General features: G+C 71.3%; 20 protein-coding genes and 1 pseudogene. 7 read left to right on the plus strand and 14 right to left on the minus strand.

All coding sequences use genetic code 11. The features are described from left to right. Positions 1-116 precede the first annotated feature (116 nt). Together ABZ576_RS28785 and ABZ576_RS28790 are read left to right on the plus strand one after the other, a co-directional pair. Positions 117-1,520, plus strand: coding sequence for a hypothetical protein (locus ABZ576_RS28785; protein ID WP_360746994.1), 1,404 nt, complete (start codon positions 117-119; stop codon positions 1,518-1,520). Positions 1,521-1,692: 172 nt separating this feature from the next. Next, entirely contained in the window at positions 1,693-1,914 is a 222-nt protein-coding gene (locus ABZ576_RS28790; RefSeq protein ID WP_360746997.1) for a hypothetical protein, read from the plus strand. A 518-nt stretch (positions 1,915-2,432) separates the two neighbouring features. Here the strand turns inward: ABZ576_RS28790 and ABZ576_RS28795 are convergent. Both ABZ576_RS28795 and ABZ576_RS28800 read right to left on the minus strand, forming a co-directional pair. Next, a pseudogene (locus ABZ576_RS28795) lies at positions 2,433-2,534 on the minus strand (helix-turn-helix domain-containing protein); the annotation flags it as partial. 1,082 nt (positions 2,535-3,616) lie between these two features. Further along, positions 3,617-4,558: a hypothetical protein gene (locus ABZ576_RS28800; RefSeq protein ID WP_360747000.1), complete on the minus strand. Its 942-nt coding sequence runs from the start codon at positions 4,556-4,558 to the stop codon at positions 3,617-3,619. A gap of 346 nt (positions 4,559-4,904) precedes the next feature. On the opposite strand from ABZ576_RS28800, the gene ABZ576_RS28805 reads away from it, so the two are divergent. Then, on the plus strand, positions 4,905-5,645 hold the full coding sequence (locus ABZ576_RS28805; RefSeq protein ID WP_360747003.1) for an NYN domain-containing protein: 741 nt from the start codon (positions 4,905-4,907) through the stop codon (positions 5,643-5,645). Between the two features lie 170 nt (positions 5,646-5,815). Beyond that, entirely contained in the window at positions 5,816-6,016 is a 201-nt protein-coding gene (locus ABZ576_RS28810; protein ID WP_360747006.1) for a dehydrogenase, read from the plus strand. 143 nt (positions 6,017-6,159) lie between these two features. Here the strand turns inward: ABZ576_RS28810 and moeZ are convergent, their stop codons facing one another. The 12 genes from moeZ to ABZ576_RS28870 all read right to left on the minus strand — a co-directional run bounded on the left by moeZ (position 6,160) and on the right by ABZ576_RS28870 (position 21,553). Then, entirely contained in the window at positions 6,160-7,338 is a 1,179-nt protein-coding gene (gene moeZ / locus ABZ576_RS28815) for an adenylyltransferase/sulfurtransferase MoeZ (RefSeq protein WP_360747008.1), read from the minus strand. A gap of 63 nt (positions 7,339-7,401) precedes the next feature. Further along, a complete protein-coding gene (locus ABZ576_RS28820) occupies positions 7,402-8,235 on the minus strand; it encodes a spherulation-specific family 4 protein (RefSeq protein WP_360747011.1) in 834 nt (277 codons plus the stop codon). After that, a complete protein-coding gene (locus ABZ576_RS28825; RefSeq protein WP_360747013.1) occupies positions 8,223-9,182 on the minus strand; it encodes an NAD-dependent epimerase/dehydratase in 960 nt (319 codons plus the stop codon). The genes ABZ576_RS28820 and ABZ576_RS28825 overlap by 13 nt, the downstream gene beginning before the upstream one ends. A 153-nt stretch (positions 9,183-9,335) precedes the next feature. Beyond that, positions 9,336-10,604: a hypothetical protein gene (locus ABZ576_RS28830; protein WP_360747188.1), complete on the minus strand. Its 1,269-nt coding sequence runs from the start codon at positions 10,602-10,604 to the stop codon at positions 9,336-9,338. Positions 10,605-11,197: 593 nt separating this feature from the next. Continuing rightward, on the minus strand, positions 11,198-12,979 hold the full coding sequence (locus ABZ576_RS28835; RefSeq protein ID WP_360747016.1) for a DUF3492 domain-containing protein: 1,782 nt from the start codon (positions 12,977-12,979) through the stop codon (positions 11,198-11,200). 320 nt (positions 12,980-13,299) lie between these two features. After that, a complete protein-coding gene (locus ABZ576_RS28840; RefSeq protein WP_360747018.1) occupies positions 13,300-14,916 on the minus strand; it encodes an ABC transporter ATP-binding protein in 1,617 nt (538 codons plus the stop codon). Then, a complete protein-coding gene (locus ABZ576_RS28845) occupies positions 14,913-15,911 on the minus strand; it encodes an ABC transporter permease (protein WP_360747020.1) in 999 nt (332 codons plus the stop codon). Before ABZ576_RS28845 ends, ABZ576_RS28840 begins: the two co-directional genes overlap by 4 nt. Continuing rightward, on the minus strand, positions 15,908-17,002 hold the full coding sequence (locus ABZ576_RS28850; RefSeq protein WP_360747023.1) for an ABC transporter permease: 1,095 nt from the start codon (positions 17,000-17,002) through the stop codon (positions 15,908-15,910). Before ABZ576_RS28850 ends, ABZ576_RS28845 begins: the two co-directional genes overlap by 4 nt. 4 nt (positions 17,003-17,006) lie before the next feature. Then, positions 17,007-18,725, minus strand: coding sequence for an ABC transporter substrate-binding protein (locus ABZ576_RS28855; protein WP_360747025.1), 1,719 nt, complete (start codon positions 18,723-18,725; stop codon positions 17,007-17,009). A 190-nt stretch (positions 18,726-18,915) separates the two neighbouring features. Further along, complete coding sequence (locus ABZ576_RS28860; RefSeq protein WP_353051285.1) at positions 18,916-19,011, minus strand: Ms4533A family Cys-rich leader peptide; 96 nt, start codon at positions 19,009-19,011, stop codon at positions 18,916-18,918. A 56-nt stretch (positions 19,012-19,067) separates the two neighbouring features. After that, positions 19,068-20,555, minus strand: coding sequence for a DUF3152 domain-containing protein (locus ABZ576_RS28865; protein ID WP_360747027.1), 1,488 nt, complete (start codon positions 20,553-20,555; stop codon positions 19,068-19,070). 8 nt (positions 20,556-20,563) lie between these two features. Continuing rightward, on the minus strand, positions 20,564-21,553 hold the full coding sequence (locus tag ABZ576_RS28870) for an alpha/beta hydrolase (protein WP_360747030.1): 990 nt from the start codon (positions 21,551-21,553) through the stop codon (positions 20,564-20,566). A gap of 197 nt (positions 21,554-21,750) precedes the next feature. On the opposite strand from ABZ576_RS28870, the gene ABZ576_RS28875 reads away from it, so the two are divergent. The 3 genes from ABZ576_RS28875 (at position 21,751) to ABZ576_RS28885 (ending at position 23,166) form a co-directional block, all read left to right on the plus strand. Continuing rightward, the gene (locus tag ABZ576_RS28875) at positions 21,751-21,993 is read left to right on the plus strand and encodes a hypothetical protein (RefSeq protein WP_360747032.1); all 243 of its coding nucleotides are present in this window, start codon (positions 21,751-21,753) and stop codon (positions 21,991-21,993) included. Between the two features lie 167 nt (positions 21,994-22,160). Continuing rightward, positions 22,161-22,802 (plus strand): TetR/AcrR family transcriptional regulator, encoded by a 642-nt coding sequence (locus ABZ576_RS28880; protein WP_360747035.1) that lies wholly within the window; start codon positions 22,161-22,163, stop codon positions 22,800-22,802. 136 nt (positions 22,803-22,938) lie between these two features. Further along, entirely contained in the window at positions 22,939-23,166 is a 228-nt protein-coding gene (locus ABZ576_RS28885) for a DUF3107 domain-containing protein (protein WP_030649699.1), read from the plus strand. Positions 23,167-23,244: the final 78 nt, after the last annotated feature.

The raw sequence follows: 23,244 nt of genomic DNA on the forward strand, positions 1-23,244 counted from the left end.
GCCCTCCCGCGCACCGCACCCGCTCACCTCTCCCGTGCCCGCCGCACACCAACTCAAGATCATCATTCCGCTAGGATCACCGCCAGTCATGTCATGAACACGGGGGAGTGTGATCGGTGAACCGCTCGATCGGGATACGGCCGCGGGCGCGCGGCGCGGTCGTCGGACTGTCGCTTTCGCTGGCGCTGCTGACCGGATGCGGTGGCGGAGACGGGACGGCCGACGGGGGTACCGCGTCGGCACCCGCCGCGGCCGCCGGGGGCGCCGTGAAGGGCCCTGCCTACCGAGGGCCCGCGCTGCCCGGCTTCGCCGCCCGGCCCGCCTGGAGCCTGCCCGCCGAGGGCACCTCGGCACCCGGCGTGCTCGACCTCGGTTCCACCCTGCTGCTGGCGAAGGACGGGCGGGGTGACTACGCGAGCACGGGCGGGCTGACCGAGGGCACGCTGTACTCCTCCGAGGAGGCCGCGCCGCTCACACTGGAGTTCCGCGACGTCAAGACGGGTGCCGTCCGCAAGGCGCTGAAGGTGCGGGCCGAGACGGTCGAGGCGGTCACCTGGCACGACGGCGCCCCCGCCGTGGCCGTGACCTCCTCCACGACCAGTGCGTCGGACGGCCTGACCGAGGCGAGGACCACCACCACGGCCACCCTGTACGGCGCCGACGGCGGCCAGCTCGCCATGGTCCCCTCGTACGAGCGGGGCACCCTGCTGGACGGCTACCGCGTCGAGAAGACCGACGACACGCTGCGTCTCACACCCGTCGACGGCGGCCCGTCCCGCACGGTCACCTGCACCGGCACCGCCGCCCGGTGCACCTACGACGCCGAGAACGGCACGGCGGACGCCTCGTCGGCCCACGCCCCGCTGATCAGCGGCGGCTACTACCCGGGCTTCCTGAACGCCAGCGACTTCCAGAGCGATCCCGAGCAGATCACGCTCCACGAACTCGCCACCGGCGAGCAGGTGTGGAGCACCGCCGACGCGAAGATCCCCGAGGGCGTCGCACTGGACGACGAGGGCCACCCCGAGAGCGAGTCGGTCCGCGTCCTGCGGATCGCCGACGGCAAGGTCCTCGTCGGATGGAAGGCCGCCTCCTCCCTCTCCTCCGGCAACTGGATCCACGCCCTGTACGACCTGAAGAGCGGCGCGCTCCTCACCTCCTACGAGGGCGCGGCCGAGGTGCTCCTCGCGCCCTCCGGCGACCTCGCCGCCCGGGACGTGGTCCAGTTCGAGGACTTCCCCGGCACGTCCGTGTGGCGGACCTCCGACGGCAAGCGGCTGTGGGAACAGCAGGACGGCGAACACGCCCTCGACCCGGTCCGCTTCACGGCCGACGGGTCGGTGCTGTACGGGGTGACGGACGACGAGAGCGCCACCGACACGGGCATCGCGGTGGACACCCGGACGAAGAAGGTGCTGGCGAAGAACCTGCCCGAGGAGAACATCCCGTCCGTCGACCCGGCCACCGGTTACGGCTACGTCGGCACGGAGGCGGGACTGTTCGTCTTCGCACCGGCGTGAACGGCCCGCGCGAGGACCGGGAGACAGTCAAGCCCGGCTGGCATCCCACAGTCGATTTTTCGCCTCGCCCGGGACACGAAAGCCCAGGTCACGGGCGTCGACGCCGCTCTGCCGGTCCTGATCTGTGCCGATGGCCACAGCGAGCGGGGGACGCGTGGGCTCATACTGAGCCATGACAAAGCCTGCTGCACCGAAGCGTCATCTGCCTACCAGCCCCTTCAAGGCCCCGGTCACACCGGCTCCCAAGCACTTCGCCGTCGGCGACCAGGTCACGCATGACGTGTACGGCCTCGGCCGGGTGATCGGCATCGAAGACGGAATCGCGGCGCTCGTCGACTTCGGCTCCACGCAGAAGCGGATCCTGGCCCCCTACGCCAAGATGACCAAGCTGTAGAACCGCTGTGCCCGGTCACGGCACACCAGGCCCACTGCAGAGGCCTGTAGTGAAAGAGAGTTCCCTCATCGAACTGAAGCCGCTGTTCTCCTCCCCCGTGGACGGACGACCCCGCTGCTCCGCCGCGGCATCACCGTCTCCCACGACGAACCCCTTCCAGACCCCCGACTTCGGGCAGGACGACGACTCCCCCTTCGAGGACACATACGAGCCCGCCCCGGCCACGCCCACGGCACGACCGTAGGCAGTTCGGCCCCGCAGGACGGCGACCGCGACACCGGCCGCCGACCGGAGGCACGGGTGGGTCCGCACCCCGATCGACGAACATGCGCCGCCGACAGCACGTAGCGGTGTAGCGCCGCCCGGCCACAGCCGGGCCGGCCGCAGGCCGGCCAAGGCCGCCCAGCAACGACAGAAGCCCACGGCATCCGACCAGAGTCAGAGCCGTGGGCTTCGTCAGTCCCGCTGGTGGGCGAGAGCCGTAGGCCGGAGGCCTGATACCGGGACTTCCAGCCGCTGACCGTCTGCCGCGACACCCCGAGCTGAGCGGCGACCTCCGTCACCGTCGCACCTGCCAGTACGGCCAGGACAGCCCGGTATCTCTGCTCGACAACCGACAACTCCACCAGCGCCAATCCCGGCCTCCTGCCACACGCCGCAACGACGCGCACCAGAAAAGCCGATCACGGCCACTGTCAACCATCAGCTGGAACCGAAGTGTCAAGCATCTACCGGGACCGGACAAGCCCGTTGCGACAGACTGAGTTACAACTTTCTCTACTGGTTCAAGGCGGCTCGCTCCGCTCGCCGCGCGCGGCCCGGCCCCCGGCCGGGCCTGCGCTCCTGTCTCCGCCCCGCTCCAGCCCGGCCGGCGCCCGTGCCGCGCTCATGGCAATCAGTCGCCTGATCCCAGAGAAGGGTTACGTCATGGCTGGGGCGGTCGGCTCCACGGCTTTACGGAGCCACTTTGGCGCGAGCCTCGAAGATCATGGCCCCAACGTCGTGCTTTACCGGGCAGGTCCACAGACTGCCCGACGCGCCGCAAGCTTACGGGGCCATGATCACTCGCGCCAAAGCAGCGCCACCCCAAAGCCGCTCCGCCGACCTCTCGGGCACCGCGAGAGATGCTAAGGCTCCCTATTTCGGAACTGCAAGGGGGGTGACCTTTCAGGCTGGAGGGCATCTCGGTCTGAAACACCGATCAGCATGTTGAAAAGCCAAATGAGTCTGATCGACCTGGCCACACCTAGGGTCAGTATAAATTCCGTGATCCATCCAGTGCATCCAGCAGATTTTGATCGATCGATGAGCAGCAGCAAGAGGCATCCGGCCGAGACAATGAGCATACCAGTGAGGATGCTGGACCAGTTCTTCCTTAGGCTGCTACCGAAGCGCCTGCGCAACTCACGCATGTCTCTACCGTGGGAACTCGCGTATTGCGCTATCGCGGCAGTTCCGAAACCACCAACGAGAGCAGACACCGAGGCGGCAGTCGTGTATAAATCCTTTCGCCGATCGGATGTTAATCCGTCTACTACTCCGGGCCATGAGACCCAATGGGCGATACCAAAGTGACCGCCCGCAACAATAATTGCCAGGGCCCAATCGAGGCTAGGTACCTCGCTCCATGCGTCCTTCAGCCGACGCAACGCAGACATGACATTCGGCACGGAATCACCCCCCAACGTGGAGGTGACCGACTCTACTGGCCGGCACCGACAGCGGCCTTGAGGTCATGCCGCTTGTCTTGTGCTACCTGCATGATTGCGGCCACACTCGCCTCGTAGCGGGGGCGCCCGTCCGCAGGGCTGACCTCCACCCTGCACTTCGCCGTGATGTGGTGCTTGATGAAGTCCAAGGGCTCATCAACCGCCTCGCCTTCCTCGCCAGGAAGGGTCACCTGCGCTTGCGCCCTATCCACCCCTGTAGGGCCTTCCAAGTAGCCCAGCTCTGACATAAGCGACTGAATGTCACTCTGCAGTCTCCGTTGCCCGCGAAGCCTGGCCACTGGACCAGGTCCTCCCCTTTTCGGAACTTCGAGCTTGAGGGTGATTCGGTGATCAGGGTATCTAGAGTCACCCAACCGAACGAAGCTGGCTAGGCCTTCGCCTTCCGGCGGGGCGATAGCTGGACTGGGGCGATAGCTGAACTCAAAGCTGTGTACGGCTTCCGCCCTTTCTAGCTTTTCCCAAACATTGTTCGCTATGACAGGCCACAATGCGATCTCATCGTTCGCGATTTGACAGGAATTGAGCCAACGTTGAATCGCGGCCGCCCTAGGCGATCCCGGCTTTCCTTGAAGGACGCCAATGATGTTACCGTACTCCAAAAATGAGACGGTTGTGGTATCAATCGTACCCTTGTTACCTTCAAGGCGAATGTCCTCAATGTGCCCGTGATCGAGGTCAACCGTTTGAAGTTCGCTGGTGCCGATCCTGCCCACTAACAGGTGGAGACGGCCTTCCGCCCTGACCGCTTGACCGATAAAGCTGTCACTTCGGTGCGTCGTGATTCGATCGGCGGCAGGGGTTCTCTCTAGGTTCTCAAGAAATATCTGCCAGTCCGTTTCTTGCATTCGCGCATTCAGTGAGTCTTTGGCGCGCACAATTTCAAAGAAGGCAACGGTCCCCAGACGGGTAGCCATGGTCCCCCCACGCCCGTATGTGTTGACTACATGGAAGAGCAAGGGTCCCCGTGGTGATGCTGATGCGCAAGGGGTGGCACGAGTCACGAAGGGGGCGCACTACTGGGGTGCCGGCCGCGTCGAGGTCGGCCCTCGATCCGATGGCCATGATCGTCCGTGGGCCGTCCCTAGGCCACGCGAGGCGTCCAAGGTCGGCCGACGGCAACCGATGGTGACAGGCGAGCCTAGGGTGCCCGCAGGAAACCCCACCCCGGAGATCCATTCTGTCGGGTTCCCGGAGGTGGCGATCAGGCAAGATGGGGCGGCCCTTGTCTGGACCCTACTGGCTGAGGCATGGGCGATCTAGATGTCGAACGCGTTGCTAGAGCTGAGCCAGCGATGTACCTTAGATCCATTGCTCCCCGCCCTCCTTCGGGATTGGCGGGGCTTTTTTATCTCGGGGGAGGTTGCAGTGGAGGAGTCTCCTACGCCAGCGCCAAGGGGCCCGCTGCCTGCCCCACCGCTTGAGCGCGTCGCAGTCTTCCTCGACTACCAGAACGTCCACCTTTCGGCGCGTGAGGCCTTTCTTCCATGGGGATCGCCCACGAAAGAGGGGCACATCGATCCGTGCGCGTTCGCACGGACAGTGGTCTCCATGCGGAAGAGGCCTTCACGCCTCTTGAGTGTCCGCGTCTATAGGGGCCGCCCTGACCCACGCAACGAGCCTGATGCCGCTGCGGCGAACGACCGGCAGGCAGCTGCCTGGGAGCGTGCGGGGGCAGTCGTCTGTCGCAGACCGCTGCGCTATCCCCATGACTGGCCTGATCTTCCTGCGCGTGAAAAGGGCATCGACGTGCAGTTGGCCTGCGACGTGATCACAGAAGCAATGACACACCAAGTCGATGCCGTGATCATCGCGAGCCGCGACACAGACCTCATGCCAGCTCTTGAGATCGTGCGCTCCCGACGCCTTGCCCACGTTGAAACTGCGAGCTGGGAAGGCGCTTCCAGGATCCGCTTCCCCGGAGAACACGCACCTTGGTGCCACCGAATGGACCAAGCCGCCTACGAGTCCGTCCGCGACCACAGGGACTACTCGAAGGGCTGAATCGTAGGGGAACGGTGAGTGTGTAGCTGCGTGACAACCGCGACGAACAACGGCGGACAAGCGCGGACGCCTGCGGACTATCAGTGCAGGTGGCAGGCGAGCCGGCCCTAGGCAGAGCGGCCACCCAAGTTACTTCGGGACGAAGCGGTCACCTCGTTACGGTGCTTCCCATGACCGACGAGCCCCCTGCATGTCCCGAGTGCAGCCAGTCCATGCAGTCCGGTGGCTTCGTCCTCTCCAAGCGGGAGGGCGACGGCCGCCGGGGCTGCCGGACGCTGTGGCGGTGTCCCGATCAGCATGTCTGGTGGGGCTGGACCGACCAGCCAGGCGAGCCGCTGGAGGTCTGCCCCGTCCCGGAGCTGTCCCGATGACATCTGCGAAGCGGTGCTGCCTCGGGCCGTCCCTGGGCCGTCCAAGGTGAGCCGACGCCGACCGGCAACGGCAGAAGCCCACGGCGTCCGAGCTGGTCAGAGCCGTGGGCTTCGTCAGCCTCGCTGGTGGGCGAGAGCCGTGGTCAGTAGACCGGCTTGTGGGGTTCGATCTGGTTGACCCAGCCGATGACGCCGCCGCCGACGTGGACCGCGTCGGCGAAGCCCGCGGACTTCAGGACCGCGAGGACTTCCGCACTGCGGACACCCGTCTTGCAGTGCAAGACGATCTTCTTGTCCTGGGGCAGGCTCTCCAGGGCGGTGCCCATCAGGAACTCGTTCTTCGGGATCAGCTTGGCGCCGGGGATCGAGACGATCTCGTACTCGTTGATCTCGCGGACGTCGATGATCTCGATGTTCTCGCCGTCGTCGATCCACTCCTTGAGCTGCTTCGGAGTGATCGTGGAGCCGGCGGCCGCCTCCTGGGCCTCCTCGGACACGACGCCGCAGAAGGCCTCGTAGTCGATGAGCTCGGTGACGGTCGGGTTCTCGCCGCAGACCGCGCAGCCGGGGTCCTTGCGGACCTTGACCTGGCGGTACTGCATCTCCAGGGCGTCGTAGATCATCAGGCGGCCGACCAGCGGCTCACCGGTGCCGGTGAGGACCTTGATGGCCTCGGTGACCTGGATGGAGCCGATGGACGCGCACAGCACGCCGAGCACGCCGCCCTCGGCGCAGGAGGGGACCATGCCGGGGGGCGGGGGCTCCGGGTAGAGGCAGCGGTAGCAGGGGCCGTGCTCGGACCAGAAGACGGACGCCTGGCCGTCGAAGCGGTAGATCGAGCCCCACACGTACGGCTTGTTCAGCAGCACGCACGCGTCGTTGACCAGGTAGCGGGTCGCGAAGTTGTCCGTGCCGTCGACGATCAGGTCGTACTGGCTGAAGATGTCCATCACGTTGTCGGCTTCCAGCCGCTCCTCGTGAAGGATCACGTTCACGTACGGGTTGATGCCGAGCACGCTGTCGCGGGCCGACGCGGCCTTGGAGCGGCCGATGTCGGACTGGCTGTGGATGATCTGGCGCTGCAGGTTCGACTCGTCGACCTCGTCGAACTCCACGATGCCGAGGGTGCCCACGCCCGCGGCGGCCAGGTACATCAGCGCCGGCGAGCCCAGGCCGCCGGCGCCCACACAGAGCACCTTGGCGTTCTTCAGCCGCTTCTGCCCGTCCATGCCCACGTCGGGGATGATCAGGTGGCGGGAGTACCTGCGGACCTCGTCTACGGTGAGCTCAGAAGCCGGCTCGACCAGGGGTGGCAGCGACACGGGGACTCCGTTGGTCGGTCAAACAGTACGGTTGTTCTTCCCGTAACACTGCCACGGCCTTTTTCATTCCGAGACACCTGTTCCGATACGCGAGACGATGTCGTCCCAGTAGCCGGGCATCGTCTCCCAGGGGTCGGCGCGCCCGCCCCCGTCGGTGCGGTCCGTGAAGTAGACCGTCGCCGCTCCCTGCCAGCGGGCGATCCGCAGTGCCTCGTCCAGGTGCCCGCGGGGCACGCTGTGCACGAAGTGGCAGAACCGGTCGGCCGGATGGTCGGCGGTCCACTCGGCCGCCTGCGACCAGCGGTAGTCGGACCAGGAACCGGAGAAGGTCACCAACTGGTCGGCGTCCTCGGCGTAGCCGGGGTGCGGGTGGCGGCCGTGGCCGAGGACGATGTGGGCGCTGTCACTGATCGCCCGCAGGGTGGTGATCGCGCGGCGCACCTCGCCGAGCGCGGTGCGCTCGGTCGGGCAGCGGTCCAGCAGGAAGCCGTCGACCCGGTACCAGTCGAGGTGGCGGTGGGCGTCGGAGAGCAGGTCGGCGAAGGGCCGGGCGCCGTAGGTCAGGTCCAGGTGGCCGAGGACGCGGACGCCCGCGGGCCGCAGCCGGGCCACGGCCTCCAGGCAGTGCGGGTCGGGGCGGCTCCCGGGGCCCGCGGCGACGTCCAGGGCCACCCAGTCCAGCGGCGTGCCGGGGCGGGCGAGTTCGGCCCACTGGGCCGGGGCGACGAGCGGGTGGGCGTATCCGGGGATGCCTAAGGCGGTGCGGACGCCGGCGCCGGTGGCACCCGCCGTGGTGCCGGTGGCACCCACGGTGCTGCCAATGGTGCCCGCGGTGATGCCGGTGGTGCCCGCGGTGATGCCGGTGGTGCCCGCAGTGGTGCCGGTCAGATGCGGCATGCCGCCTCCATCCAGATGTCGGCCAGGGACTCTTCGAGGTTGATGCGGGGTCTCCAGCCGAGCCGGTCGCGGGCGGTGCGCACGTCGGCCTGCTGCCAGCTGCCGCACCCGTCCGGGTACGGGTAGGCGACCGGGGCGGCATGGTCGGCTTCGGCGCGGGGGTGGCCGATGGCGCTGCGCAGCGGCCCGGGCGGGGTGTCGAGTTCGTGCAGGGCTCCGCCGTACCCTGCCACGCGTGCGAGGACCGCGGCGGCGTCCCTGAGCCGCACGGCACGGCCCGACCCGATGTTGATCACGCCCTGTGCGGCGGAGAGCGAGGCGGCGTGCACGGCCCGCGCGACGTCGCGTACGTCGATGAAGTCACGCTGGACGCCGAGACCGCCGAGCTTGAGTTCGCCGTCGCCGGACTGCATGGCGCGGCGCATGGCCTCGGCGAGCCGGCCGAGCGGGGAGCCGGCCGGGGTGCCGGGGCCGGCAGGCGAGAAGACGCGCAGGACGACGGCGTCCAGGCCGGAGCCGAGGACCAGTTCGGTCGCGGCGAGTTTGCTGACGCCGTAGGGGCCGCCCGGGCGGGGTACGGCGTCCTCGGCCGTGGAGGAGCCGGGCTGGCTGGGGCCGTACTCGGAACCGCACCCGACCTGCACCAGACGGGCACCGCAGCCGCTGCGGCGCAGCGCCTCGCACACGGTGGCCACGGCGACGGTGTTGTGCCGGGTGAGTTCCCGGGCCCCGCCGCGGGTGGCGCCGGCGCAGTTGACGACGACCCCGGGGTGGACCGCGTCGAGGAAGCGGGTGAGCGCGCCCGGGCTGCCGGTGGCGAGGTCGAAGCGGACGTCGGCGTCGTCGCCGCGGCCGAGCGCGGTGAGCTGTACGGCCGGGTCGGCGAGCAGCCGGTCGGCGACGAAACGGCCGATGAATCCGTTGGCTCCGATCAGCAGGACCCTCATCGGGTGCCTCCCGGGGTGTGCGCGCCGGCGGTACCGGCGGTTCCGGCGGTTCCGGTACCGCGGGCTCCGGATCGGGAGGTGGTCATCTGGTGTTCTCCTTCAGCGGGGTGGTGCGATTGCCTCCGGCGGTCGGCCAGCCGGTGGGCGACGGGTTCACTCGGGTGTTCGCACGGGTGCGTGGGCCGAGGCCCGGGTGAGGGTGCGGCCGGCGTGCCACAGCAGGGCCAGGGCCGCGGTGCCGCAGGCGAGGGTCGGTACGGCGGCCTCGCCCCAGGCGCCGACGAGGGACTCGACGGGCACCGCCAGGAAGGCGCAGCCGGGCAGCCGGCCGGCCACGGGCAGCGCGAGCGCCACGACTTCCGCGGCCGCCGCGGCGCCCAGCGCGAGGGCGGGGGCCCGCCGGTGGCGGTGCGCGGTGAGCAGGCGCGCGAGCAGCAGCAGGGCGCCCAGCGTGAGGGCCTGCCCGTGGCCGGCGGGCTCGTGCAGGACGGTGCCGCACAACGCGAGCAGCGCGCCGAGGGCCCCCAGGAACAGGGTGAACACGCCCAGCAGGAGCGGTTTCACGGCGGCCGTGAAGTCGTCCAGGCCCCGGCTGCCGACGAGCCTGCGACGGGCGCCGACGGCGAGGAGGTGAGCGCACCAGGCCGCGGGGGCACAGGCCAGCAGGAGGGCCAGGGCGGGTGCGGTGGCCGTGGGCCAGGGGCCGTCCGGAGCGCCGGTGGGCGGGGCCTTCGGTCCACCCGCCACGACCGCTCGCAGGAGGCCGTCGCCGAGGAGGGCGTAGGCGAGAAGGGCGAGGACGAAGAGGGCGAGGGCGTGGGCGAGCCGCCGGAGCGTCCCCGCGCGCGTCGAGGTGGCCTGGCTGCGCGCCCCCGCGGTGGAGTTGCCACCGGGCGGGCCGGCGAGCGGGCCGTGGCGCAGTGCCGCGCGCGTGGCGAGGGCGACGGCGAGGAGGCCGCCGACGGCGACCAGCAGGCGCGGGTGTCCGTGCGTGACGCGCAGTCCGGTCACCGTGATCGCGCCGAGCATCCCGGGCAGGAGGGTGAGCAGGACCCAGCCGGCACGGATCCGCGGCAGCGGCGGGGTCGCGGGACCTGGACGGGGCCCGGCGTCGCGCGGCACGCGCGCGTACAGCTCCTCGGCGAGTGAGAACACGTCCCGGTGCCGGAAGCGGGCGGCGGTCCGGTCGGTCACCCCGTGCGCCTCCAGCCCCGCCGCGATCTCCAACGGGTCCACGGCCCGCTCACACAGCGCACGGTGCCGGTGCAACAGGGCTTTCACCGGGTCACCGGCCCCTCGGCGAGTGCCGGGCACAGCCGGCTTCGCGGCCGCTCGGGCACCGGGGCCGGGCCGGACGGGGGTGCGTGCGGGGGCGTCCCTGGTGGGGGCGGCCGATGCTGGGTGCGGACCCAGGGGCGGCACTCCGGCGGAGGCGGCCGACCGCGCGGAGGGGTACGCGGCCGACCGCGCGGAGGGGTACGCGGCCGACCGCGCGGAGGGGTACGCGGCCGGCCGTTCCGGGGAAGGGACCGACGGATCGGGATGGACGGCGGGAGGCAGCTCGGCGAAGGCGGCCGACGGCGCGGGGAGGGACGCTGGAGGCAGGTCCCCCGATGTGGCCGGCGGAGCCGGGCAGCACGGCGGCGGCAGTTGTGTGGAGGCGGCCGACGGTTCGCCCGCCCACCACTCCCCCGACCGCGCGTCCCACGGGCCGGCGCCGCTGGGCATCCCGGGACGGTCGACTCCTGTCGGCCCTCCGGCGCCCCGGACACCGTCCCCGTCCCCGTCTCCGGAGCCGTCCTGGCCGTCCAGGCCGCTGATGCCGTCCCGGCCGTCCAGGCCGCTCAGGCTGCTCAGGCCGACTGAGCCGTTCAGGCTGTCCAGGCCGCTCAAGCCGACCGAGCCGTTCAGGCTGTCCAGGCCGCTCAAGCCGACCGAGCCGTTCGGGGCGTCCAGGCCGTCCCGGCCGTCCCGGCTGTCCAAGCCGCTGATGCCGTCCCGGCTGTCCACGTCGCTCACCGTGTCCCCTCCGCCGCCGCGAGCGGGGTCGCGCGGACCGGGGGGCTGGTGGCCCAGGCGGGGACGGTCCGGGGCAGGACGCGGGCCGTGGGGCCGGTCAAACGGCCGGGAACCCGGGACTCGGCGGGGACGGCGAACGGCAAGGGCTCGCCGGACTCGTCCAGGACGACCCGGCGCACCGGACAGCGCGAGACGATCTCCAGGTAAATGCCGTCGAATGCCGCCGCGTTGCGCTCGACGGTGAACAGTTCGAGCGCCCGGGCGCGCGCCGCGGCACCGAGGCGCTCACGGCGCTCGGGGTCGCGCAGCAGCGCCACGCACGCCTCCGCGAGCGCCCTGGGGTTGCGCGGAGGCACGACCAGCCCCGTACCGCCGATGACCTCCACGACCGCTCCGACGTCGGTGGAGACGGTGGCCCGGCCGCAGAACATGGCCTCGACGAGCCCGACCGGGAAGCCCTCCACGACGCTGGAGAGGACGACGACCGCGCCGGCGGCGTACGCGTCGGGGAGTGCCGGCACTTCCGGGGCGCCGATCTCCTCGAAGGAGACGGGGTTGTCGCCGACCTCGTGCGCACCCTCGGCCTCGTCCGGGAAGAGCTGTGCGGCGAGCGCGCGGCAGTGGCCGAGGTAGGCCGCGCCTTCGGGGCCGCCGGGTGCGCCGACGACGCGCAGGCGGGCCTTGGGCTCCTCCTTGCGGACCTCGGCGAAGGCGTGCAGCAGCGACACCAGGTCCTTGGCGGGCTCGACGCGTCCGACCCAGACCAGGGTGTGCGGGTCGCCCGCGTCCGGGGACTCGCCGACCTCGCTGAAACGGTCGGCCGCCATGCCCGGGTACACCGTGCGGATCCGGGCGCGGTCGGCGCCGCACCGTTCCTGCCAGCGGCGCGCGTGAGCGTTGCCCGGGGTGAGGATCTCCGCCTTCCGGTAGACCTCGGCGGCGAGCCTGCCGTGGAAGGCGGCGAGCAGCGCGCGTACGGCGGGGGCGGCGGCCTCGGGGCCGAGCGCCAGGTAGTGCGAGCGCAGGTGGACGCCGTACTCGGTGACGAGCAGCGGTACGTCGGAGAAGTGCCGGGCGAGCAGCCCGCAGAGGGCGGCGGGGCCGCCGGCGGTGGCGTGGCAGAGGTCGGCCGCGCCCAGGGCGTCGTCGCCGTACCAGTCGAGGGAGAGGGGGAGCAGGGCGCGTTCGAGGTGCGCGGCGACGGCGAGCAGCTCGGGTACGCGCGCCTCGCGCGCCGTGCGCAGCGCTCCGGGCGCGCGGCAGGCGTGTTCCAGGGCGCGTACGGCGGCGTCGGAGCGCAGGGCGCCGACCAGTCCGCCCTCCTCGCGGGCGAGTTCGGCGAGGCCGTAGAGCGCACTGCCGAAACGGTCCGCCAGATCCTCGGACGCCACCCCCGACGCGGGTGCGGACGAGGAGGCGGGGACGGAGGACGGTACGGACGCCGACGAGCGCGCCGACGGGCGCGCGGGCGAGAACGCGGGCGCATCGCCGTCCACACACGCCGACACCAGCTCCCCGTAGCACTCCGCGAAGCGCCGGCGCGCGCGCCGGCCGTAGGCGACCCCGTCGTCCACGGCCGTCCACAGCGGTGCCGTACGCACCCTGCCGACCTGCGGCGGGACCGGGACGAGGCCCTGCTGCTCCTGGTGCCGGCCGCGGCTGAGCGCGTAGACGTCGAACTCGTGCTGCCCGAGCCCGCGCACGAGCCGGTCGCACCAGAGCCCGGCGTCACCGCCCACATACGGATAGCCACCCTCGGTGAGCAGTCCTATGCGCACGTGTGCACCCCCGATCTCCCGCTTGGGGAGCCGCCGTACTCCCGGCGGCTCGCAGCGGGACGAAGGTAAGCGCACATGGCGGTGGTGCGACGGACGGTTGTCCGTCGCACCACCGGAAGGGGTGAACGCCCGTGACTTTCGGGTGCGGGTGGCGTTCCGTCACGCTAGGGGATCAGAGAGTGATCATACGAGCCCGGAACGTTCCGCCACCCGAGTCCGAAACGTTCCGCCACGCGAGCCCGAAACGTTTCACAACGCGGGCGCACGGCCGGCGCCGGGCGCCACCCCGCCGCCCGTCCACCCCGGACGCCACGCCGGCGCTACGCCGCCGCCGGTTCGCGCCGGGCGGCGCGGCGCCGGGCCGCGAGCTCCGGGTCGAGCGCGGGTACGGCGGCCAGGAGCTGCTCGGTGTACGGGTCGCGGGGGTTGTCGTACACCTCGTCGGCGGGCCCGTAGTCGACGAGCCGGCCGCGCCGCATCACCGCGACCCGGTCGCTGACCTGGCGGACGACGGCGAGGTCGTGCGCGATGAAGACCAGCGCGAGGCCCAGTTCCCGCTGGAGTTCGCCGAGCAGGGCGACCACCTGGGCCTGCGTGGTGACGTCCAGCGCGGAGACCGGCTCGTCGCAGACGATGGCGCGCGGCTCGGCGGCGAGCGCCCGCGCGATGCCGATGCGCTGGCGCTGCCCGCCGCTGAACTCGTGCGGGTAGCGGTCGTAGTGCGCCCCGTCGAGCCCCACGCGCTCCAGCAGTTCCGTCACCCGCCCCCGGATGCGTGCCTCGTCGCGCTCCCCGCGCGCGCGGAGCGGGTCGGCGATGGACTCGCCCACGCTGCGGCGCGGGTTGAGGGAGGAGACGGGGTCCTGGAAGACCATCTGGACGGCCGGGTTCACTCCGGTGTGCGGGCGGCCCTCGTGGCGGATCTCGCCGGCGGTCGGTTCCAGCAGCCCCACGAGCATGCGGCCGAGCGTGGTCTTGCCGCTGCCGCTCTCGCCCACCACGCCGAGGGTCTCCCCGCGCCGCACGGTCACCGAGACGTCGTCCACGGCCGCGACCGCCCGCTTGCCGCGCCCGAACTCGCGCCGCACACCGGTGGCCTCCAGCACGACCTCGTCGGTGGCCGGGGAGCCGGTGCGGCGGGCGTCCAGGCGCGGGACGGCGTCGAGCAGCTCGCGGGTGTACGCCTCGGCGGGCGCGGCGAGGACCGAGCCGACCGGGCCGCGCTCGACGGCCCTGCCGTGCCGCATGACGAGGATGTCGTCGACGCTCTCGGCGGCCACGCCCACGTCGTGGGTGACGAGCAGCAGACCCATGCCGGTCTCCTCGCGCAGCGTGTGCAGCAGGTCGAGGATCTGGGCCTGGACGGTGACGTCCAGGGCGGTGGTCGGCTCGTCGGCGATCAGCAGGTCCGGCTCGCACGCGAGGGCCATGGCGATGAGCGCGCGCTGGCGCATGCCGCCGCTGAACTCGTGCGGGCGGGACCGGGACCGGCGTGCCGCGTCCGGGATGCCGACGCGGTCCAGCACCTCGACGGCACGCGCGCGTGCGGCGCGGCGCGGCACGCGCGCGTGGACGCGGTACACCTCCGCGATCTGGTCGCCGATCGCGTAGTACGGGTCGAGCGAGGACAGCGGGTCCTGGAACACCATGGCCGCCTTGGCGCCGCGCAGCCGGCGCAGTTCCTCGTCGGAGGCCGTCCGCACGTCGGTGCCGGCCACCCGGACCGAGCCGCCGACCCGCGCCCCGGTGTCCCGGTGCAGGCCGAGCAGGGCGCTCGCGACCGTGGACTTGCCCGAGCCGGACTCGCCGACCAGGGCGAGGGCGGCGCCCTCGGCCAGGCTGAAGGAGAGCCCGTCGACGGCCCGCAGGGAGCCGAACTCGACGGTCAGGTCCGTCACTTGCACCAGGCTCCGGTCCGCCGTTCGCTCCCGGCTCATACGAGCACCACCCGTCGGTCGGCCACCGCGTACAGCACGTCCGCGACAGCGTTGGCGAGAATCACGAAGAACCCGGTGACCAGGACCATGCCCACGACCACCGGCAGGTCGACGGCCTTCACCGCGTGCACCAGTTCCTGGCCCATGCCCGGCAGCCCGAAGAGGGTCTCGGTGAGGACGGCGCCGCCGAGGGCGGAGCCGAAGGTGACCGCGTTGAGCGCGATGACGGACGCCGTCGCGCCGCGCAGCGCGTGCCGGGTGATCACCGCCCGTTCGCCGACGCCGTAGGCGCGGAACGTACGGATGTGGTCCTCGGCCAGGGTCTCCAGCATCGCCGCCCGGGTCAGCCGGGCGAAGCCGGCCGCCTCGATCAGGGCGAGGGAGAGCCAGGGCAGCAGCAGGTTCCACGCCCACTGTTCGGGATCGTCGGTGAAGTGCACGTACTGCGGGAAGGGCAGCAGCTGGAGCTCGCCGCAGACGACGATCATCAGGATCAGTCCGATGACGAAGACGGGGGTGGCCGTCCCCGCCAGGGTGATCGCGGTCAGGACGCGCTCGGAGAGGCGGCCGCGCCGCCAGGCGGAGAGCACGCCGGTGCCGATGCCGAGCAGCAGCCAGATCACCATCGCGCCGAACACCAGGGAGAAGCTGACCGGCAGCTTGGTCAGGATGATGTCGGTGACCTGCCGGCCGGTCTGGTACGACTGGCCCAGGCAGGGTGCCGGGCAGTGCTCGACGGCGGTGCCGGTCGAGAAGTCCTGGCCGGCGACGAGCCCCTGGAGGAAGTGCCAGTAGCGCACGTACAGCGGGTCGTCGAGGTGGAGTTGCTGGGCCACCTGCTGGACCTGGGCCGGGGAGCAGCGCGGGCCGCAGGTGATCTGGGCGACGTTGCCGGGGGTGACGTAGAAGACGACGTAGATGATCACCGAGAGTACGAACAGGGTGATCACGGCGCCGATGATCCGGCGCAGCACGAAGCCGGCGAAGCCGTTCACGCGCGCTCCTCCTTCTTCGGTGCGGCGGCCTTCGCGGAGGGGGCCGGGGCGGGGCCCGGTACGGCGTCCGGGGCCGCCTTCCCCGGGTCGGCGGCCACGGCGCGGGACCCGCGCTTGCGGCCGGTGCCGACGCGCAGGCGCGAGGCCGCGCGCGGGTCGAGGGCCACGCGGACGCCGTCGCCGAGGACGGTCATCGCGAACACGGTCACGAACAGGGCAAGGGCCGGCAGCAGCAGGTACTGCGGGGCCGCCTGGTACCAGACGTCGGCGGAGGTCAGCATCTGCCCCCACGAGGGGGTGGGCGGCTTGACGCCGACGCCGAGGAAGGACAGGGCCGCCTCGGCGCTGATGTTCGACGGGACGAGCAGCGCCGCGTAGGTGATGACCGGCGCGGCCAGCCCCGGCAGCAGCTCGCGCACGGCGGTCCGCCAGGGGCTCCAGCCGCTGAGCCGGGAGGCGGAGACGTAATCGAGGTTCTTCAGGGCGAGGGTCTGCGCGCGCACCATCTTGGCCACCGTGCTCCACCCGGAGACGAGGGAGATGATCAGCGCGACGAGGACGGGCCGCGGGAAGCCGTTCGGCACGACGGCCAGCAGCGCCAGCGCCATGATCATCAGCGGCATCGAGAGGAAGATGTCGGTGACGCGGCTCAGGACCAGGTCGACCCAGCGGTTGCCCAGTCCGGCGGCGACGCCCATGGCGACGCCGACGAGGATCTGGATCAGCGTGGCGCCCAGGGACACGCCCAGTGAGACCCGCGCTCCGTAGACCAGCCGGGCGAACATGTCGCGTCCGGTCTGCGGTTCGACACCCAGCCAGTGCTCGGCGCCGATGCCGCCGAAGGAGCCGATGGGCACGCCTCCGCGCGCGGAGTCGATCGACGTGGGGTGGTAGCTGGTGGGGTCCTGGCCCTCCAGGGCCGTGAGCAGGGGTGCGGCGAGCGCGACCAGGACGAGCAGCGCGACGACGGCCGCGGCGACCAGGGCGGCGCGCTGCGCCCGCAGCCGCCGCCAGAACTGACGTGCCCCCGAGACCGCCGGGACGGTGGTGCCCGTCCCGGCGGTCTCGACGGCGGCGAGTGCCTCGCTCACGGCGCTACTTCACCGCGACCTGGGAGATGTCCAGCACGCCGGTCCAGTCGCTGATGACGACGTTCTTGACGTCCTTGCCGTACAGGCGCTTGTAGACCGGGTGGAACAGCGGCACGACCAGGGCCTTCTCGCCGATCTTCTTGTCCAGTGCACCCCATCGCCGGGCGGCGGCGTCAAGGTCGGTCAACTTGTTGATCGCGTCGATCTCGTCATTGACCGACTTGTCATCGAGCAGGCCCGTGTTGAAGTTCGCTCCGTCCTTGACGATCTGGCGGCCGTCGAAGATGGGGGCGAGGAAGGGACCGCCGGAGGGCCAGTCGGCACCCCAGTGGGCGAGGAAGAAGCCCGGTTCGGTCTTCACACTGTGGATCTTGTCCCGGTAGTCGTTGTCCTCCAGGCCCTGGAGCCTGACCGTGATGCCGGCCTTCTTGAGCGCGTCCTGGATGGCGGTGGCGATCTCCGGGCTGGTCTCGAAGTCCTTGTTGTTGGAGTGGGTCAGCGTGATGGTGAGCCCGTTCTCGTGCCCGGCCCGGGCGAGCAGTTCCCTGGCCTTCGCCGGGTTGCCGGACTTGCCGGCCGGGAACGGGTCGTACGGCGTGTAGCCGAAGGACTTCTGGTTCGGCAGGAAGGTGGTGGCGGGCTCGGCGAGGGCGCTGCCGCCGGCCGCGTTGACCACGGACGACCGGTCGATGGCGTACGCGATCGCCTGGCGCACCTTGGGGTCGTCGAACGGCTTCACGGTCGGGTTGAACGCGATGTAGTCCGTGTAGCCGAAGTGGCCGGTGCCCACCCGCGCGGCCAGCTCCTTGTCACCGGTCACCTTGGCGAGTTCGGCCGGGCCGAGGTTGGTGTCCGTGGTGACGGCGGCGGCGTCCGCTCCCTGGGACGCGGACAGCCGCTGGTTGATCACCGAGGAGTCGAGGCCGGAGCGGACGTCGATCCGGTCCGGGTAGGCCTTGCGCTCGGCGTCGGTCGCCGCCGACCAGTGGGGGTTGCGCTCCAGGACGAGGTGCTCGCCGTCGTTCTCGTTCTCGACGACCTTGTAGGGGCCGGACGAGACCGGGTGCGACTCGTACCTGGTACCCGTGTCCTTGCTCTTGGGCACCGGCGCGAACTGCGTCTGGGTGGCGAGGTAGGGGAACTCGCCCTCGGGCTTGTTCAGGTGGAAGACGATGGTCCGGGAATCCGGCGTCTCGATAGCGGACAGGCCCTTCTTGTCCTTGTACGGCCCCTGGTAGTCGGCCGCGCCGACCAGCCAGTCCCTCAAGTACGGTGCCCCGCCGGAGAGTTCGGGAGCGAACGAGCGCTCGATGCCGTACTTGACGTCCGCCGAGGTGATCGGCGTGCCGTCCTCGTACTTGAGTCCCTTCTTCAACGTGTACGTCCACACGGTGGCGTCCTTGTTGGGGCGCCCGGTGTCGGTGGCGAGGTCCGGAACGACCTGGGCGCCGGCCTCGCCGCTCTCGCGGTTGCGCGTGGTGAGGGTGCGGAAGACGAGCGAGGGGACGTTTCCGCCGCCGGAGGTGTACAGGCGCGCGGGGTCGAAGTCGGTCTGCGGCTCGGCGTTCAGAACCGTGAGCGTGCCGCCCTTGCGGGGCGCGGAGTCGCCACCGGAGCCCTTGGCATCGCTGTCCTCCGGGCCGCAGGCGGCGGCGCCCGCTGCCACGACCAGGCTGACGGATGCCGCGGCCACGCGGCGCGCTATGACGGACGGTTGACGCATCGGAATGACGACCTCTCGGGGTGATGTGTCGGTGCCGATCGAGGGTTTCTCGATGGGTGAGACTCGTGGACGAGGAGTGAGACGACTGCGGACAGACGTCGGCCACGGCGTCGGGTCGTCGAAAAGTCCGTGACACGGTCACGGACGGAGGAGAGAGAAGGGTCGCGACGCGAACGCCGGGGAGGCGGCGTCAGCGACAGTGGATGTCGGCCACGCAGAGCGCGGTCACACCGATGAGCGCCAGCTCGATGGCGGCGCTCGCTCGGACGGCATGACTAGACCACATGAGCAGAAATATGTATGAAGCAACGGCTCATGTCAACGTGACATAAGTGAATTCCGTCAACTACCGGGGTACGCCCATGGATTGGGTCGGCAGTGGATGCCGTCGTGGTCGAGGAATTTCGTCTGCTGCTGCATGACGGGCGCCAGCTCCCCGTCCTTCTGGCAGGTGACGTGCCCGTTGCCGAGCCGGTGCCCGACCTCGTGGTTGATCAGCATCTGCCGGTAGGCGTGGATCCTGTCGCCGTACGTCCTGCTTCCCTGGGCCCAGCGGTACGCATTGATCATGACGCGATCGGTCGCGGCCGAGTCGCAGGAGACGTTGTCCTCGGTGGTGTCCAGGCCGGACTTGGCGCACCAGTCGGCGGTGGTGCCGGGACTGGCCAGCGTGATCACGAAGTCGGGCTTGCCGGAGGAGATCCGCTCGAAGGTGCGGGCACCGCCGTGCGCCCAGCTGCGGTCGTCGTTCAGGGTCTTCTGCACGGCCTCGGCGAACAGCGCGCCGTCCAGCCCCAGCCCCTGCTCGACGTCGACGCGGTAGCGGTACTTCTGTCCGGTGCCGGGCGCCTTGTCGAAGCCCGGCACGGCGTCGAACTTCCCCGGCCCCTTCAGCGAGGCGCCGAGGGGGTACTTCTCGGCCATCTTCTGGTCGTACGTCAGCGTCACCGCACTCGGCGCGGCGGACGGCGTCGGCGCGCCGGACACCCGTGCGTCACCCACCTCGCCGGTGCCGGACCGCGACTGCACGGCGTCGTGGTCCTGCCCCCTGGCCACCTGCCCGGCGACGACCACCGCGAGCACGGTGGTGACGGCGGCCGCCGCGATGCCGGTGAAGGCCCATCCCTTGCCCCCGCCGCGCCGCTCGGGCACGGCGGCGCCGTCCGCCCCGGCGGCGGATGCGCCCGGTGCCGCTCCCGGTGCCGCTCCCGGTGCCGCGTCCGGGACGCCGGGCGGCCCTCCGGTTCCGCGCGTCCGGCCCGCACCGGCCGCGAACACGGCGGCGGCGTCGGCGCCTTCGCCGTCTCCGGCTCCTTCGGTGCCTTCCGCGCCGGCGCCGTCGAAGGCGTCGAGGTACTCCTGCCGGGGTCCGCGGCGGTGTCCCGGACCTCCCGGCGCCCGGCGCTGCCGCGGCAGGACCGGTCCCGGGCCGCCGGCACCGCCGGTCCGGCCCGCGAACTCGCCCCAGCCGCCCCCGGCTTCGCGCTGCTCGGGGTGCCCGCCCCGCACGGCCGCCCCGTCCCGGAAACGCGGCACCCCGCGCGCGGGAGTACCGTCGGCGGGCCTCGGCACGCCCTGCGCCGTCGCGCCCTGGGGGCCGCCGGGCGCACCTTCCGCGACCCCGGGCACCCCGCGCACCGGAGCCCCCGCCGCGGCCCCCGGCGCGCCACGCGCCGCAGTACCGCCGGGAATCGTCGGCGCGTCCGGAGCCGGCACTCCGTCGGAAACCGCCCGGCCGTCCGGATCCGGGCCCCGCCGGCCCCCTCGCGTCGCCGGTATCTCCGCGGATTCCTTCTTCGGGGCCGGACCGCGGCGGCTGTGGCGTCCCACTCCGGACCTCAGCTCCCCGCGTTCGTGCCGGCGGCCCCGGCGGAGGCGGCCGACTGCGCCAGGAGTTCCCGGAACGCACCGGCCACCACGTCCGGGTACTCCATCATCGCCACGTGCCCGGCGTCCGGCAGGGTCAGCAGACGGGAGTCGCGGAAGGCACTCGCGGCCTTGCGGGCCATGCGGAAGCCGACCAGCTGGTCCCGGCCGCCGTAGACCAGCAGGGTGGGGGCCAGCACCCGCTCGGCCTGGCGCCACAGCCCGTGCTGTCCGCCGAGCGTGTAGGCGTTGACGATCCCGCGCGCGGAGCGGGCCATCGCGTCCCAGAAGTACGGCAGTTGCTGCCGTCGCTCCAGCTCCTCCACCGCGTGCCGGAACGCCTCCGGCGAAACCTTCGCGGGGTCGCCGTAGCACAGGGCCATGACCCCGCGCACCCGCTGCTCGGCCGTCCACTCCCTGGTGAGCCGGGTGAACAGGGCGGCGACGCCGGGCACGCCGAGCAGCCCCGTGGGCACCGCACTGCGCTGCACCCGCAGTTCGGGCAGGGCCGGCGAGACGAGGGTGAGCGTGCGGACGAGGTCGGGGCGTACGGCGGCCACGCGCGTGGCGACCGCGCCGCCCAGCGAGTTGCCGAGCAGGTGCACCGGACCGCGGCCGGCGGCGTCCAGGTAGCGGATCACCGCGCGGGCGTGCCCGGTGACGGAGTAGTCGCCGTCGTCCGGGGGCGGCGAGTCGCCGAAGCCCGGCAGATCGACCGCCTCGCTGTCGACCGCGCCGTCCAGCTCGGCCATGAGCGACGACCAGTTCTGCGAGGAACCGCCGAGCCCGTGGACGTACAGCGCGGGCGGCAGGCCCTCGCGCGCGGGGGGCCGGGAACGCACCGACAGGGTGACACCGGGCAGGGACACGGACCGCAGCCGCTCGCCCTCACCGACCCGGACGGGCGCCACCCTGGGGAGCACACTGGCGGCCGGCAAAGACGGCGACTCGGTCGAAGACATGCGGCAATGTTACGAGGTGATCACGCCGGGGTTCGTGTGTTCGCCGTCACAGGCTGGATCGCGCACGGCCGGGGAACCGGACGGCGAAACGGACCGGACGGCATGGCGTCCGGATCAGCTGTCTCCTAGGCTCGTACAGAGGGCACCCGCGTGTGGCCCCTGCTGTCCCAGGGACGTTCGTAGGAAGGGAGCCCACCATGGCCTATGACCCCGCAGAGCCCGACGCGATCGAGGACATCGAGGACATCGAGGACCTGGAGGCCGACACGGTCCCGGAGATCGATGTCGAGGCCCCCGAGGTGGACGCGGCCGAGCAGCACGCGGACATCGCACCGGACCGCGACGACCCCCTGACGGGCGTGGACCCGGCCCGCGGGAACGAGGCCGACCTCATGGAGCAGGCGCGCGTCGTCTCGCTCGACGAGGACGACTACCGCTGACCATCTCGCCGCACCCCGCGGGACCCGGCCGGCCGCTCGGCGAGGCCGCACGGCTTTCGCCGTCGTCCGGTACGTGAAATTCTGCGCTCGCACCGCGCACACCACGGTTACCGAAAAGTACGATGGCCGCGCGGCGACACCGCATGTGGACGACATTGGGAGGCGGCGTGACAGCCATCGAGCAAACTGAGGCGGTACGCCCGCGTGGCACCCGTCTGCCGCGCCGCGCCCGGCGGAACCAGCTGCTGGGCGCCGCTCAGGAGGTTTTCGTCGCGCAGGGTTACCACGCGGCGGCCATGGACGACATCGCCGAGCGGGCCGGCGTCAGCAAGCCGGTGCTCTACCAGCACTTCCCGGGCAAGCTCGACCTCTACCTGGCCCTGCTGGACCAGCACTGCGAGTCGCTGATCCAGTCCGTGCGCGGCGCGCTGGCCTCGACGACCGACAACAAGCAGCGCGTCCGGGCGACGATGGACGCCTACTTCGCGTACGTGGAGGACGACGGCGGGGCCTTCCGGCTGGTCTTCGAGTCGGACCTGACGAACGAGCCCGCGGTGCGCGCGCGCGTGGACAAGGTCACCACCGAGTGCGCCGAGGCGATCTGCGACGTCATCGCCGAGGACACCGGTCTCTCGCGCGCGGAGTCGATGCTGCTCGCCTCCGGTCTGGGCGGCCTCGCCCAGGTGGTCGCCCGCTCCTGGCTGCACAGCGACCGCAGCGTCCCGCGCGACCAGGCGGTGCAGCTGCTGGCCTCGCTGGCCTGGCGGGGCATCGCCGGATTCCCGCTGCACGGCACCGACCACCACTGACGGCCGGTGCGTCCCCGCGGGGGTGTTCGCTCCTGGCGTTCCCGCCCGCAGCGTGTACGTCCCCTCACCGGGCTAATGTGTGCGGAGTACGGCGCGGGAGATCGCGCACATCACTGACCGTCGGAGGGACATAGCCGTGGAGGTCAAGATCGGCGTGCAGCACGCGCCCCGCGAGATCGTTCTGGAGAGCGGTCAGAGCGTCGAGGAGGTCGAGCGCGTGGTGGCCGAGGCGCTGGCCGGCAAGACGGGGCTGCTGAGCCTGCAGGACGAGAAGGGCCGCAAGGTCCTGGTGCCGACGGACCGTCTGGCGTACGTGGAGATCGGCGAGCCGACCGTGCGCAAGGTGGGCTTCGGCGCGCTGTAGCCGAACGTCATGCGAAGGGCCCGGCGGCCGTGTGCCGCCGGGCCCTTTCGCGTGCGGTGTGCTCACATGGGTTGCACA

This window comes from Streptomyces sp. NPDC013455 (genome assembly GCF_040632975.1).
GTDB lineage: Bacteria > Actinomycetota > Actinomycetes > Streptomycetales > Streptomycetaceae > Streptomyces.